Below are 14,680 nucleotides of genomic sequence, written 5' to 3'. Positions count from 1 at the left end.
TACGTTCTATGTTCTAGGTTCTACGTTAGAACCTTCTAGAAGGGAATTGTTGTCGCGGTGGCAGGCTCTGCCATGAATGTTTCGGTTGGTAACGTAGAACATAGAACGTAGAACATAGAACAGTTTTAGGTTTAGGAGTTTATTTGTCCCTGGAAGAGATGCAGAGCAACCTTTTCTCCGAGGCCCTGGAGCAGTCCTACCGGGTGCAGATCGAGGAGTTCGAGGGACCGTTGGACCTGCTGCTCCACCTCATCAAGAAGAACGAGGTGGACATCTACAACATCCCCATCGCTGCCATCACCAGGCAGTACCTCGACTACATGGAGATCATGAAGGACTTGAACCTGGATATCGCGGGTGAGTTCCTCGTGATGGCGGCGACGCTGCTGCAGATCAAGTCGCGCATGCTCCTGCCGGTTACCCCGGAGGAGGACGCAGATGGAGAGGTGGAGGACCCGCGCGCCGAACTGGTGCGGCGCCTTCTGGAGTATCAGCGCTACCGCGACGCCTCGCAGATGCTCAACTGCCGCAACCTGCTCGGCCGCGAGGTCTTCGCCCGCAAGTTCGATTCCCCGGAGCTGGATGAGCTGGAGCCGGTTGAGGAACCGGCCGACGTCGAGCTGTTCGAGCTGATCGAGGCCTTCCAGAAGGTGCTGGCCCGCGTGTCTGTCGATACCTTCCACGACGTGGTCGCCGACGGCATCTCCATCGCCGACCGCATCGGCGAGGTGCTCTCGGTCCTGCATGCGGAGAAGACGGTCTGCTTCGACTCCCTTTTCAACACCGGCATGACCCGCGACCTCCTCGTGGTCACCTTCCTCTCCATCCTGGAGCTGTGCAAGCTGAAGCTGATCAAGGTGGTGCAGACCGAAAACCAGGGCTCCATCTGGTTACATCTCGCGGCCAAGGAGGGAGGAGAGGGTGAGGGTGGCGAAGAGGGGACTGGCTCCGTTTAGGTGCCTGTCCCCCTAGCGGAACGCTCCATCCGCCCACCCTTTACCCAACCCCCAAGGGGACAGGCACCTGGCGGAGCCAGTCCCCCTCTCCCCTTTACGAACGTTTACGGAGGAATCTGTTGTCGGGAAAGTCGCTAAAAGGAATCGTTGAAAGCATCCTGTTCGTTCACGACCAGCCGCTCACCCTGGACCGGTTGACCGGCATTCTGGAGGAGTACGACCGCACCGACCTGCGTGCCGCGCTGGACGAGCTGATCGAGGATTACGAAACCGCCGAGCGGGGCATCGTGCTGATCCAGGTTGCCGGCGGCTACCAGCTGAGAAGCCGCCCCGAGCACGGCGACTACATCCGCAGGCTCAACAAGACCAAGGGGGTCAAGTTCAGCCAGTCCGCCCTGGAAACCCTCGCCATCGTCGCCTATCGCCAGCCCATCACCCGCGCCGAGGTGGAATACCTGCGCGGTGTCGATTCCGGCGGGGTGATGAAAAGCCTCCTGGAAAAGAAGCTGCTGCGCATCATGGGCAAGAAGGACGTCCCGGGTAAGCCGCTCATCTACGGCACCAGCCGTGAATTCCTGGAACTTTTCGGCCTGAAGGACCTGAACCAGCTCCCCACCCTCAAGGAGATCCAGGAACTGGTGCCTCCTGACCCGTTCGCCGACCAGCCGGCGCTCCCGCTGGGAGCCGGCGTTGCTACCGACTCCGCGCCTGCCGCAGATTCTGTCGAATCCGCTGCTACCGATTATTCCGCCGACTCTTCGGAATCCTCCGACCCCTCGGATTCCTCCGACCCCTCGGAGTTCGTTGAACCGTAGTCGCTGCTGAGTTAGAATATTGCCTGGTACGCTGCTCATTAGCATTTCCGCAAAAGGAGGCTGGTATGGTACGGCAACCTGCAGTGGCTGGTAAGTTCTACACCGGCGACCCCGATCGGCTTCGCCTGGAGCTCGCAGAGATGATGCCCCAGGGGCAGGGGACGACCCAAAAGGCGATCGGCATCATCGCCCCGCACGCGGGCTATGTCTATTCCGGAAAGGCAGCAGGCACGGTGTACGCCGCGGTCGAGGTGCCCGACGCTGTGCTCATCCTGGGGCCGAATCACACCGGCGCCGGTGTGGCCGCGGCGCTCGCCCCCGAGAACGAATGGCTCACGCCGCTTGGCCCGGTGCCGGTAAACCGGCGCCTGTCGCAACTCATCCTCGAACACGCCCCGCTGGTCCGCGAGGACCCGCTGGCGCACCGCTACGAACACTCCCTGGAAGTCCAGGTCCCTTTCCTGCAATATCGCAATCCCGGCGTCTCCATCGCCGCGCTCTGCCTCGCGCTCCCCGACTTCCCTTCGATCGCCCGGGTGGGTGAAGGGATAGCCCGCGCCATCGCCGCCTACGGCGAGGAGGTTCTCATCGTGGCGAGCTCCGACATGACCCATTACGAATCCGCCGCCGCGGCCAAGGTGAAGGACGACCAGGCGCTGGCGCGGCTGGCGGACATGGACCCCGAGGGGCTTTTGAAGGTGTGCCGTGAGAAAAACATCACCATGTGCGGCGTCATCCCCGCCACCGCGCTCCTGGTCGCAGCCAAGATCATGGGAGCCCGTTCCTGTCGCCTGGTGCACTACACCAACAGCGGCGAGGTGAACGGCGACCTGCACAGCGTGGTCGCCTACGCCGCCCTCATGGTTTCCTGATGGAGATAATCACCACCCACGTCAACGCGGATTTCGACTGTATCGGCTCCATGGTCGCGGCCAAAAAGCTGTATCCGGACGCGGTCCTCGTGTTTTCCGGGGCGCAGGAAAAGGGGGTGCGTGAATTCTTCCAGAAGGCACCCCATCCCGAGTTCGAAGCCACCCGCATCAAGGACGTGGATTTTTCCGCTGTGACCCGCCTCATCGTCGTCGATTGCCAGCACTCCGCACGTCTCGCCAAATTCGGAGAACTCGCGCAGAAAGAGGGGGTCGAACTGCTGATCTACGACCACCACCCGATCAGCTCCGGTGACCTCAAGGCTGTCGGCGGTATCATCCGTCCCTGCGGCTCCACCACCACAATTCTCGCCACGCTCCTGATGCAGCGCGGCATCGAGGTCAGTCCCGCTGAAGCCACCCTGATGATGCTCGGCATCCACGAGGACACCGGCAACCTCACCTTCCCCTCGACCACCGCCGAAGACTACGCGGTTGCCGCCTGGCTCCTGGAACGCGGCGCGCAACTGAATGAGGTCGCCGACTCCATAGGCCGGGAGCTGACCGTGGAACAGGTCTCGCTGCTCAACGACCTGCTCACCTCTTTGAAAACCAGCTCCCTCAAAGGGGTCGACGTCTCTGTGGCGCATGCCTCCGTGGACCGCTACATCGGCGACATCGCCTCGCTGGCGCACATGATCCGCGACATGGAGAACCTGCAGGTGCTGTTCCTGGTGGTGGGGATGCAGGACCGCGTCTTCGTGGTCGCCCGCAGCAGGATCCCGGAGGTAAGGGTAGGGGAGATCCTGCGCGAGCTGGGGGGGGGCGGGCACGCCACGGCGGCGTCGGCGACGGTGCGTGGGCTCACCCTGATCCAGGTGCTGGAGCAGTTGGAAGCGGTGCTGCGCAAACGGGTCGATCCCATCCGCGTCGCGCGGAGCATCATGTCCTCGCCGGTCAAGACCCTTCCCCCCGACTGCACCATCGAGGAGGCGCGCGAGCGGCTGGTGCGCTACAACGTGAGTGCCATGCCGGTGCTGTCGGGCGACCAGGTAATGGGCATCATCTCACGCAAGACGGTCGAGAAGGCGCTCTACCACAACCTCAACTCGGTCCCCATCTCCGATTACATGCACTCGGAGTTTTACGCCGCGACGCCGGAGACGCCGATCAGCGAGATCCAGAGCTACATGGTGGGGGGGGATTCCCGTCTGGTGCCTGTTCTCGACCAGGGACAGCTGGTGGGGGTGATCACCCGCACGGACCTTTTGCGCTACAGCCTGGGGAGCGAGGCGATCTACGACCTGTCGCGCGACGCCATCCAGGTGAAGAACCGCGAGGTTGAGGGGATGATGAGGCGCTACCTCCCCAAGACCTCAGTGGAGATCCTGCACAACCTGGGACGTGTCGGCGACCGGCTCGATCTTCCGGTTTACGCGGTGGGGGGCTTCGTGCGGGACCTGCTGCTCGGTCAGCGCAATTCCGATGTCGACGTGACCGTTGACGGCGACGGCATCCTGTTCGCGGAGACTTTCGCCGCCGAGTTCGGCTGCCGGGTGAAGAGTCACGAGAAGTTCGGCACCGCGGTCATCGTCTTTCCCGACGGCTTCAAGATCGACGTCGCCAGCACAAGACTCGAGTACTACGTCTCGCCCGGGGCACTCCCCACTGTGGAGCGCTCGTCGCTGAAGATGGACCTGTACCGCCGCGATTTCACGGTGAACACGTTGGCCATCGCACTCAACAGCCAGTCGTTCGGCAAGCTGATCGACTACTTCGGCGCCTACCGCGACCTGCAGGCCAAGGTGATCCGGGTGCTGCACAACCTCTCCTTCGTCGAGGACCCGACCCGCGTGTTCCGCGCCATCCGCTTCGAGCAGCGGCTCAACTTCAGGATCGCCAAGCACACAGAGGATCTGATCAAGAATGCGGTGAAGATGGACTTCCTGGTGAAGCTGGGGGGGAGAAGACTCCTTTCCGAACTGGTTCAGATCCTTCGGGAAAAGGAACCGCTGCAGGGGATCAGTCGCATGGCCTCGCTTGGGCTTTTGCGCTTCATCCACCCTTCCATCGAACTGACGTCGGAACTACAGGCAGCCCTCGAGGAGGTGCGCTACGTCGTCTCCTGGTTCGACCTCCTGTACCTGGAGCGCCCCTACGAGCGCTGGGCGGTTTACTTCCTTGCCTTGTGCGAGGTGCTTTCGCCCGAGCAGTTCTGGGCCACCTGCACCAGGCTCGCGGTCAGCGAGCACCAAAGCGAGCACCTGGCCGAGATGCGGCGGCAGGGCGCGGAGCTGATCGGCGCGATGGAGCGCAAGCTGGTGCGGCAGGAGCGGCTGGAGAACAGCGATATCTACTTCACCCTGCGCGGGCTCTCCGTCGAGATCCTGCTCTACCACATGGCCAGAAGCGGAAACCCGGAAACCAAGCGCTGCATCTCGCTTTATTTCACCAAGTTGCACGGGATGGAGCCCCTGATCGGCGGCGAAGACCTGAAGCGGCTGGGCATCAAGCCAGGCCCCATCTATCGGGAGCTTCTGGACGCGGTATTGAGCGCCAGGATGAACGGCAGGGTCTCCTCCAAAGAGGATGAACTCCGGCTGGTGCGGGAGCTGCAGTCGTAGCTGTTGCAATTTTGCCACACCACCGCCTTTTCACGGTGGCTGCGTAAAATGCCGGTAAATAACGTTTTTTGCTGCAAGCGCCTGTGATGTGAGGCGTTTACAGCACATTAAAAATCCCTTCCTCACTTTTCAACGTATCCCATTTCGTCCGTCTTAGCCAGTTGTTCACGTTATTTCGGTTACTTAGCGTGTGTGTCGTTTGTCGTACCTTTTTTGGCCCCTGATTTGCAAGGGTGACGGCGACTTGCCGCAAAAATCGGAAAAGGGGATCGTATGAAGAATCTGAAGCGCGCAGTGGCTATCCTAGTAACCCTCCTCTCTATAGCAACTCCCTGTCTCGCAGAAGAAAACGCGATGAAGACCATCTTTGAAGATTCTCTCTACGGCGGTCTCGCCGGCGGCCTCGTCGGGGCGGCCATGCTCGCCTTCACCGACAAGCCCGGTGACCACCTGCAGAACGTTGGCATCGGAGCCGGTATCGGTGTTATCGTCGGTGCGGTCTACGGCGCAGTCATCACTTCCAGGTCCCTCGCGGAGTACGAAAACGGCAAGGTGAAGTTTGCCATTCCCACCATCCACCCTGAATTCCGGGAAGGGAACGTCAAGGGACAGAGCAACATCGTCGCCATGGCCGAGCTGCTGCGCGGCAAGTTCTGATCCATCCCCTCGATATGATACGAACCCTAAGGGGAGGCTACGCCTCCCTTTTTTTTTGCACCTGTACCTGGGGTGGTATAAACTTCACGCTGTTTGACATTAAACAGCCGGGGGTGCCCTTTGGCGGAAATCGAAACACGGTCCGACTTGCTTGCCTATACCGATGCCATGCTTACCTGGGTCAGCGGGCGCGGGCGGATTCTGATCGTGGTGCACGACAATCCCGACCCCGACTCGCTCGCCTCCGCGATGGCGCTCAGGCACCTCTTCGCGGTCAAGCTGAACCGTGAGGCGGTGATCGCCTTCTCGGGTATGATCGGCCGGAGCGAGAACCTCGCCATGGCCAAGCTGCTGCAGATACCGCTCACCCCGTTTCCGCTGATCGATCTCAAGGCCTTCCCGGTGGTCTGCCTTTTGGACACCCAACCCGGCACCGGCAACAACTCGCTCCCCCTCGACGTGCGCGCCGACATCGTCATAGACCACCATCCCATGCGGGACGGAAGCGCCTCCTGCCGCTGGGTTGATATCCGCCCCAACTATGGCACCACCGCGACCATCCTCTACGAATACCTGAAGGTGCAGGGTGTCTCGGTGGGAACCAAGCTCGCGACGGCGCTCTTTTACGCCATCAAGTCAGAGACCCAGGACCTGGGACGCGAGGCGACCCGTCCCGACCGCGATGCCTACCTGGTCCTTTTCCCCCTGGCCAACAAGACGCTTTTGAACAGCATCACCCGTCCCAATCTCCCCAGGGAATACTTCATCGCGCTGCACAGCGCGCTGGAGCACGCGAACCTCTACGGCAAGGTGCTGGTCGCCTCACTGGACGGGGTGCAGTTCCCCGAGGTGGTGTCGGAGCTGGCCGACCTCCTGGTGCGGTTGGAGGGGACCGAGACCGTCCTCTGTCTGGGACACTACAGCCACGAGCTGGTTCTCTCCATCCGGACCACCAGCGAGGAGATCAACGCCGGAGAGCTGATCCGCAAGCTGGTGGCCGGCATCGGCACCGCCGGCGGGCACGGCATGATGGCGGGGGGGAAGATCGACGAAGTGGAGCCGGAGCGGGTCGGAGAACTCGAAGCTGTGCTGACTCAGAGGTTCCTGACCGAGCTCGCGGTGACCGATCCGCCATTGGCCTTAGTCCCGTAAACAATTCATGAAAGCGGTTGCCAAAGCCCCCTTAAAATGCTAGTAAATACGGTATGTCCGTATTCCTAGATAACGCAGCGACTTCATTCCCGAAACCGGATGCCGTGTACCAGGCGATGGACGCTGCCATGCGGGAAGTAGGCGTTGCGCCCGGCAGGGGAGGATACCGACAGTCGCTTGCCGCGGCCCGCATAGTCTACGAAGCACGCTCCGCATTAGCCCGTTTCTTCGGGGTCTCGGACTCCTCCCGCCTCGTGTTCACCCACAGCGCAACGGAATCGATCAATATCGCGGTGTTCGGACTGCTAAAGCCCGGCGACCACGTCGTCTCCACCTGCGTCGAGCACAACGCGCTGTCGCGTCCGCTGCACCTCGCGGCCAAGCGCGGCGTCGAGGTGACCTTCGTTGCATCCGACGCCGACGGCGTGGTTTCCGAACAGGACATCGCCCGCGCCATGCGCCCCAACACGAGGCTGGTGGCGCTCGCCCACTGCTCCAACGTCACCGGTGCGGTACAGCCCATCGCCGATATCGCCCAGACGGCGCGGCGCGGGGGGGCACTCTTCCTGGTGGACGCGGCGCAGAGCGCCGGCTTCTTCCCGATCGACGCCGAGGCGATAGGCATCGATCTTCTGGCCGCCCCCGGCCACAAGGGGCTCTACGGTCCTCCCGGCACGGGGATCCTCGCCGTCGCCCCGGGCATCACGCTGGAGCCGCTGCAGGTGGGGGGGACCGGCGGCAGCGCCAGCGCTCCCGAGCCCCCCGAGCAGATGCCCGAGCGGCTGGAGAGCGGCACCGTCAACACCCCTGCCATCGCCGGCCTGAAGGCGGGGCTCGACTTCATCGAATCGACCGGCCTGGACGTGATCCGGGCCAAGGAAACTGCCCTGGTCGACCAGCTCCTGGAGGGTCTCTCCGGCATCGCCGGGGTGCGGCTGTACGGTCCCCGGCAGGGTGAACGCGGCGCCGCCGTCTCCTTTAATGTGGACGGACATGACCCGGCGGCCCTGGGGTACCTGCTCGACGCGGAGTACGACATCAGCGTGAGGGTAGGGCTGCACTGCGCGCCGGACGTGCACCGCAGCATCGGCAGCTTCCCCGAGGGGACCGTGAGGGTCAGCCCCGGTTTTTTCAACACCGAATCGGATATCGACTTTTTTCTTAACGCGCTGCGTGCGATAATATCATGAAAGTTTTGCCCGCTCATTAGCGGCGCGCACGGCTCCCTCTCTGTAACAGCCTGCACGGACTTGGGCGGGATGAGGGGGCAGGGCGAATGATCATTCGCCCCACATTCAACCGGCACGAGACGGCCTTGGAGCCGTGGAAGGGGATACTACGAAAAGTTCAGCTTTGTTGGTCAGGGATGAGGTATTCGGTTTTTCTGAAGGCAGCCACGTACAGGGAGTGGATATGAAGAAAATCTATGTTCTTGATACAAATGTACTTCTGTACGACCCGCAGGCTCTCACCAAGTTCGAAGACAACTCCATCATCATACCCATCACGGTAATCGAGGAAATCGATCGTTTCAAGAAGGACATGAACGAGACGGGGCGCAACGCCCGCCAGGTCTCCCGACTCATGGACGCGTTTCGCAAGGAAGGCTCGCTTTCGCAGGGACTCGACCTGGAAAGCGGCGGCACGCTGAAGATCGAGATCTACGAAGAGAAGGTGATGAAGCGGCTCCCCCCCGAACTGCGCGAGGAGAGGGGCGACAACCGCATCCTGGCAGTGGCCGTCGACCTCATGGAATCCCAGAAGCAGATGCCGGTCATCCTGGTCACCAAGGACACCAACCTGCGCATCAAGGCCGACGCACTGGGGCTCGCGGCACAGGATTACGAATCCGACAAGGTCGCCATCGACGAGCTCTATACCGGATGCGCCACCCTCGAGGTCGGGGCCGACGTCATCGACCGCTTCTACAGTCAGGGGTGGCTGGACCTGGACAACGGCTACCTGCCCCACCAGTACCTGCTCCTGTCCGAAGCGGGTAACCCCTCGCACAGTGCGGTAGGGCGTTTCGACCACGTCTCGCGCAGGATGATGCCGCTGGGCAAGCTGGACAAGGAAGGGGTCTGGAGCCTGTTCCCCAGGAACCTGGAACAGTCCCTGGCGCTGGACGCCCTTTTGGATGACAACATCAAGATCGTGACCCTGGTGGGCAAGGCCGGCACCGGCAAGACGCTCCTCGCCATCGCGGCCGGCCTGCAGAAGACCGCCGAGGAGAACGTCTACAACCGCCTGCTGGTTTCGCGACCGGTGTTCCCGATGGGGCGCGACCTGGGCTTTCTCCCGGGGGACATCGAGGAGAAGCTCTCCCCCTGGATGCAGCCGATTTTCGACAACGTCGAGCTCCTGTTGAGCGGGCACGAAGGGGAGAAGCGCCACAGCAAGGGGTACAAGGAGCTGATGGCGATGGGGATCCTCGAGATCGAGCCGCTCACCTACATCAGGGGACGCTCGATACCGAACCAGTACATGATCGTCGACGAGGCGCAGAACCTGACCCCGCACGAGATCAAGACCATCGTTACCCGCGCCGGCGAGGGGACCAAGATCATCCTGACCGGCGACCCGTACCAGATCGACAACCCCTACGTGGACGCCGAGAGCAACGGCCTTACCTACGTGGTGGAGCGCCTTAAGGAACAGACCATCTCCGCCCACGTCACCATGACCAAGGGTGAACGCAGCGAACTGGCCGAACTGGCGGCGAACCTGCTGTAGCTGACGCGAAAACCTCACAACGGGAGAGAAAAAGGGGGCACGCTGCTGGTGCCCTCTCTATTTTTTTATGCTTCTTCTTGCGCTGGAATCTTCATGTGACGAAACCGCCGCCGCGGTGGTGAGGGACGGCAGGACCGTGCTCTCCAGCATCGTTGCCTCCCAGATCGACATCCATGCCGAATACGGCGGGGTGGTGCCCGAGATCGCCTCGCGGCAGCACCTGGAAGCGGTCTCCCTCGTGGTGGAGCAGGCACTCCAGGAGGCGGGGGTAGCGATCACCGACATCGAGGGGATCGCCGTGACCCAAGGGCCGGGACTGGCCGGCGCGCTCCTGGTCGGCATCTCCGCCGCCAAGGGGCTCTCCCTCGGGAGAAGGATCCCGCTGGTCGGGGTGAACCATATCGAGGGGCACCTCCTGGCCGTCTTCCTGGAACGGCCGGTCGAGTTCCCTTTCATCGCCCTGGCGGTTTCGGGAGGACATTCCCATCTCTACCGGGTCGACGGCATCGGCCGCTACAAGACCCTCGGGCAGACCGTGGACGACGCAGCCGGCGAGGCCTTCGACAAGGTGGCCAAACTGATCGGTCTTCCCTACCCGGGGGGCGTGGCCATCGACCGCCTGGCGGCCGGAGGCGACCCGCGGGCCATCAAGTTCCCGCGCCCTCTTTTGCACGACGGCACCTTCAACTTCAGCTTCTCGGGGCTAAAGACCGCGGTGCTCACCCACGTGGGCAAGCATCCGGAGGCGAAGGAGCAGGGGATCAACGACCTGGCCGCCTCCTTTCAGGCCGCGGTCTGCGAGGTGCTGACCAAGAAGACCGCGGCGGCCATAGCCGAGACCGGGATCAAACGGCTCGTGGTGGCCGGCGGGGTGGCCTGCAACAGCGGCCTGCGCCGCTCCATGGCAGAGTACGCCGAGGCGAACGGGGTGGAGCTTTCCATCCCCTCTCCGAAGCTGTGCGCCGACAACGCGGCGATGATCGCGGTCCCCGGCGACTTTTACCTCGGCGCCGGCTACCAAAGCGGCTTCGATCTCGACGCCCTGCCGGTCTGGCCGCTGGACAAGCTTTCGGCGCGTTTCCCGGGAGGGATGTAATGGAGAAGAGAATCAAGGCCAAAAAGGAATTCGGCCAGAACTTCCTGGTGGATGACAACGTGCTTTCCCGCATCGTTGCCTGCGTGGCACCCGTCAGCGACGACTGCATCCTCGAGGTGGGGCCGGGCAGGGGGGCTCTGTCCCGGCTGCTGGTGGCAAGCGGCGCGCGTTTCGTCGCGGTCGAGTGGGACCGCGAGCTGATCCCGTTTCTGCACGCAGAGTTCGCCGGCAACGACCGCGTCGAGATCGGCCACGGCGACATCCTCAGGGTGGACCTGCCCCAGATCCTGAACACGCGGGCACCAGGCAGGAAGTGGAAGGTCGCGGCGAACCTCCCGTACAACATCTCGTCGCAGGTGCTCTTCAAGTTCATGGATCATTGCGACCTCTTCGAATCCCTCGTGCTCATGCTGCAAAAGGAAGTCGGCGACCGCCTGACCGCCCCTCCGGCCTGCAAGGAGTACGGCGCCCTCACGGTCCTTTTGCGGCTGCACTTCGACATCCGCCGGGAGTTCATTGTGAAGCCGGGCTCCTTCCGTCCCGTCCCGAAGGTGGACTCGGCCGTGCTGAGCTTCATTCCGCTCGCCGCGCCGCGGGTCGAGGTGGGGGACGAGGACCTGTTCCGCCGCCTGGTGAAGGGCGCCTTCAACCAGCGCAGGAAGACCCTCCTGAACTCCCTTCGTTCCGCCGGCTTCGACGACGGCGACGGCTCGCTCTCCGCCGCGCTCTCCCGCTGCGGCATCGACGGTCTCAGGCGCGGGGAAACCCTGTCGCTGGAAGAATTCGCGGCCCTCTCCAGGGACTTGTGCTCGGGGAAAACTCTGGCATAACGACACATGAATGTGCTATATAAGAACGCTAATTTTTAATCACCAGAGGAGCGCCTCATGAAAGTATGCGTGATCGGTTCCGGTTACGTCGGCCTCGTTGCCGGCACCTGTTTCGCCGAAAGCGGCAATGACGTCATCTGCGTCGACGTCGACCAGCAAAAGATAGAAGGTCTCAAGCGTGGCGTGATCCCCATTTACGAGCCCGGCCTCAAGGAGATGGTGCTCAGAAACGGCGAGGAAGGGCGCCTTAAGTTCACCACCGACCTGGACGCCGCAGTCAAGGAGTCCCTGGTCTGCTTCATCGCCGTCGGTACCCCGCCGGGTGCGGACGGATCCGCCGACCTGCAGTACGTGCTCTCCGTGGCCCGCAACATCGGCCGTTCCATGGAAAGCTTCAAGATCATCGTGGACAAGTCCACCGTCCCCGTGGGGACCGCGGACAAGGTGCGCGCTGCTGTCAAGGAAGAGCTGGCCGAGCGCGGCGTGCACATCGAGTTCGATGTGGTCTCCAACCCCGAGTTCCTCAAAGAGGGGGCGGCCATCGATGACTTCATGAAACCCGACCGCGTGGTGATCGGCACCGACAACGTGCGCACCGCCGAAATCATGAAAGAGCTGTACTCGGCCTTCATGCGCAAGTCCAACCGGATGCTGGTCATGGATATCAGAAGCGCCGAGATGACCAAGTACGCCGCCAACGCCATGCTGGCCACCCGCATCACCTTCATGAACCAGATCGCCAACCTCTGCGAGCTTATGGGTGCGGACGTGATGGCCGTGCGCGAAGGGATCGGCTCCGACTCCCGTATCGGCTACGACTTCCTCTTCCCCGGCGTCGGCTACGGCGGCTCCTGCTTCCCGAAGGATGTGAAGGCGCTGGCGAGGACCGCTGACGAGTGCAGCTACGACTTCATCCTGCTGAAGGCGGTGGAAGAGGCCAACGAGCGCCAGAAGCGCATCCTCTCCGACAAGATCGAACGTCATCTGGGGCAGGGGGGCGACCAGCCGCTGGCGGGCAAGAGCATCGCGGTCTGGGGGCTTTCTTTCAAGCCGCGCACCGACGACATGAGGGAGGCTCCCTCGCTGACCATCATCAACCGGCTGCTGGAACTGGGCGCCACCGTGCGGGCCCACGATCCCGAGGCGCTCAACGAGGCGAAGAAACACTTCGGCGACCGGATCGGCTACCACATGAACCAGTACGAACCGCTCAAGGGAGCCGACGCCCTGGTGATCATCACCGAGTGGAACGAATACCGCAACCCCGACTTCGAGAGGATCAAGACGCTCCTGATCAACCCGCTCATCTTCGACGGCCGCAACCTGTACCAGCCTGAGCGGATGCGCGAGATCGGCTACGAGTACTACCCCATCGGCAGAAACGGCGCTGCGTCCTGCGAGATGCAATAACGGCCGTTCAACGTTAAACGTTCAACGTTCGTCCAGTTTTTTGCGTTGGTTCTTTTCTTCCTGGCGGCACCTGATGTCTCAGCCGCCAAGGTGCAGTTATTCAAAGGCAGGGAACCTGTCGAACGTTGAACGTCGAACGGGTTTTGAGAGGTTTTATGCGCATACTGGTCACCGGCGGCGCCGGGTTCATTGGGTCACATCTTTGCGAGAGGCTCCTGAGGGAAGGGCATGATGTCATCTGCCTCGACAACTTCTTCACCGGCAGCAAACGCAACATCGCGCATATGCTGGACCACCGCTCCTTCGAGCTGATCCGCCACGATGTTACCGAGCCCATCCTCCTCGAGGTGGACCGGATCTACAACCTGGCCTGCCCCGCCTCGCCGATCCACTACCAGTACAACCCCGTGAAGACCACCAAGACCAGCGTCATGGGCGCCATCAACATGCTGGGGATCGCCAAGAGGGTGAGGGCCAGGATCCTGCAGGCCTCCACCTCCGAGGTGTACGGCGACCCGCAGGTGCATCCGCAGACGGAGGCGTACTGGGGCAACGTCAACACCCTGGGGCTGAGAAGCTGCTACGACGAGGGGAAACGCGTCGCCGAAACCCTGATGATGGACTACCACCGCCAGAATCACGTGGACGTCAGGATCATCAGGATCTTCAATACCTACGGCCCCAAGATGGCCGAGAATGACGGCCGCGTGGTCTCCAACTTCATCCTCCAGGCCCTCAAGGGCGAGGACATCACCGTCTACGGCGGGGGGGAGCAGACCCGTTCCTTCTGCTTCGTCTCCGACCTCGTGGAGGGGATGATGCGCATGATGGAGACCCCCGGATTCACCGGCCCGGTCAACCTCGGCAACCCCGCGGAGACGACCATCCTGGAATTCGCCAAGAAGATCATCGCCCTCACCGGGTCCACCTCGCGCATCGTGTACCGCCCACTGCCGGCCGATGACCCGAAACAGAGGCAGCCGGACATCTCGCTGGCCAAGCAGATGCTGGGCTGGGAACCCACGGTGAGCGTGGACGACGGGCTCAAGCAGACCATCGACTATTTCCGGTCCGTCCTCACCTCGGCATAGGAACGCATGCAGAAACGATTTTTTTTAGTACCGGCAGCGGTAATCATCTTCATCCTCGGCTTCACCGTCTTCGGTGACCGGGGGCTGCTGCGCATCAACCACCTGCACCGCGACCTCGACGAGACGCAGAAGCGCCTGAACGAGTTGAAAGAGGAAAACGACAAGCTGAAGCGGGAGATCGCCGCGCTGCAGTCGGACCGGCGCTACCTGGAGAGCATCGCCAGGCGCGACTTCGGCCTGGTGCGCAGCAACGAGGTGATCTACCAGTTCCCGGGGGGGGGCAAGCCCGCCGCTGCCGGGACTCCGGCCCAGGGAGCTGCGCAGGTGCCCGCGCCCGTCGCACCGGCGGCACAGGGAGCGTCGGCTGCCAAACCGGCTCAGCCCGCACAGCCGGCACCGCACTCCGGCAAGTAACGCAAGCCCCAGGCGGGCATTCGAGGTAATCAG

Annotated in this window: 12 protein-coding genes and 1 pseudogene; all 13 read left to right on the top strand. The window is 62.5% G+C overall.

Annotation, left to right across the window (positions count from 1 at the left end):
- The first annotated feature begins 143 nt into the window (after positions 1 to 143).
- The 13 genes and pseudogenes from KP004_RS10440 (at position 144) to KP004_RS10380 (ending at position 14,647) form a co-directional block, all read left to right on the top strand.
- On the top strand, positions 144 to 956 hold the full coding sequence (locus tag KP004_RS10440) for a segregation and condensation protein A (RefSeq protein ID WP_216802249.1): 813 nt from the start codon (positions 144 to 146) through the stop codon (positions 954 to 956).
- A 119-nt stretch (positions 957 to 1,075) separates the two neighbouring features.
- A pseudogene (gene scpB / locus KP004_RS10435) lies at positions 1,076 to 1,642 on the top strand (SMC-Scp complex subunit ScpB); the annotation flags it as partial.
- Positions 1,643 to 1,836: 194 nt separating this feature from the next.
- Positions 1,837 to 2,643 carry an AmmeMemoRadiSam system protein B gene (gene amrB, locus KP004_RS10430; protein WP_216802248.1) on the top strand — a complete coding sequence of 269 codons (807 nt, stop codon included), beginning with the start codon at positions 1,837 to 1,839 and terminating at the stop codon, positions 2,641 to 2,643.
- Positions 2,643 to 5,264 (top strand): CBS domain-containing protein, encoded by a 2,622-nt coding sequence (locus KP004_RS10425; protein ID WP_216802247.1) that lies wholly within the window; start codon positions 2,643 to 2,645, stop codon positions 5,262 to 5,264. Before amrB ends, KP004_RS10425 begins: the two co-directional genes overlap by 1 nt.
- Positions 5,265 to 5,618: 354 nt before the next feature.
- The gene (locus tag KP004_RS10420; protein ID WP_239027023.1) at positions 5,619 to 5,921 is read left to right on the top strand and encodes a hypothetical protein; all 303 of its coding nucleotides are present in this window, start codon (positions 5,619 to 5,621) and stop codon (positions 5,919 to 5,921) included.
- Positions 5,922 to 6,089: 168 nt separating this feature from the next.
- Entirely contained in the window at positions 6,090 to 7,073 is a 984-nt protein-coding gene (locus KP004_RS10415; protein ID WP_216802494.1) for a DHH family phosphoesterase, read from the top strand.
- A gap of 53 nt (positions 7,074 to 7,126) precedes the next feature.
- On the top strand, positions 7,127 to 8,263 hold the full coding sequence (locus KP004_RS10410) for an aminotransferase class V-fold PLP-dependent enzyme (protein WP_216802244.1): 1,137 nt from the start codon (positions 7,127 to 7,129) through the stop codon (positions 8,261 to 8,263).
- 223 nt (positions 8,264 to 8,486) lie between these two features.
- Entirely contained in the window at positions 8,487 to 9,806 is a 1,320-nt protein-coding gene (locus KP004_RS10405) for a PhoH family protein (RefSeq protein ID WP_216802242.1), read from the top strand.
- Positions 9,807 to 9,873: 67 nt separating this feature from the next.
- A complete protein-coding gene (tsaD, locus tag KP004_RS10400; protein WP_216802240.1) occupies positions 9,874 to 10,902 on the top strand; it encodes a tRNA (adenosine(37)-N6)-threonylcarbamoyltransferase complex transferase subunit TsaD in 1,029 nt (342 codons plus the stop codon).
- Positions 10,902 to 11,732 (top strand): 16S rRNA (adenine(1518)-N(6)/adenine(1519)-N(6))-dimethyltransferase RsmA, encoded by an 831-nt coding sequence (rsmA, locus tag KP004_RS10395; protein ID WP_216802239.1) that lies wholly within the window; start codon positions 10,902 to 10,904, stop codon positions 11,730 to 11,732. The genes tsaD and rsmA overlap by 1 nt, the downstream gene beginning before the upstream one ends.
- Positions 11,733 to 11,789: 57 nt before the next feature.
- The gene (locus tag KP004_RS10390) at positions 11,790 to 13,142 is read left to right on the top strand and encodes a UDP-glucose dehydrogenase family protein (RefSeq protein WP_216802237.1); all 1,353 of its coding nucleotides are present in this window, start codon (positions 11,790 to 11,792) and stop codon (positions 13,140 to 13,142) included.
- A 155-nt stretch (positions 13,143 to 13,297) separates the two neighbouring features.
- The gene (locus tag KP004_RS10385) at positions 13,298 to 14,233 is read left to right on the top strand and encodes a UDP-glucuronic acid decarboxylase family protein (protein ID WP_216802236.1); all 936 of its coding nucleotides are present in this window, start codon (positions 13,298 to 13,300) and stop codon (positions 14,231 to 14,233) included.
- A 6-nt stretch (positions 14,234 to 14,239) separates the two neighbouring features.
- Complete coding sequence (locus tag KP004_RS10380; RefSeq protein WP_216802234.1) at positions 14,240 to 14,647, top strand: FtsB family cell division protein; 408 nt, start codon at positions 14,240 to 14,242, stop codon at positions 14,645 to 14,647.
- Positions 14,648 to 14,680 lie beyond the last annotated feature (33 nt).

It is taken from the genome of Geomonas oryzisoli, assembly GCF_018986915.1.
Lineage (GTDB): Bacteria > Desulfobacterota > Desulfuromonadia > Geobacterales > Geobacteraceae > Geomonas > Geomonas oryzisoli.
Note: the sequence above shows the minus strand (reverse complement) of the source record. Positions and strands in the feature narration are given on the sequence as shown.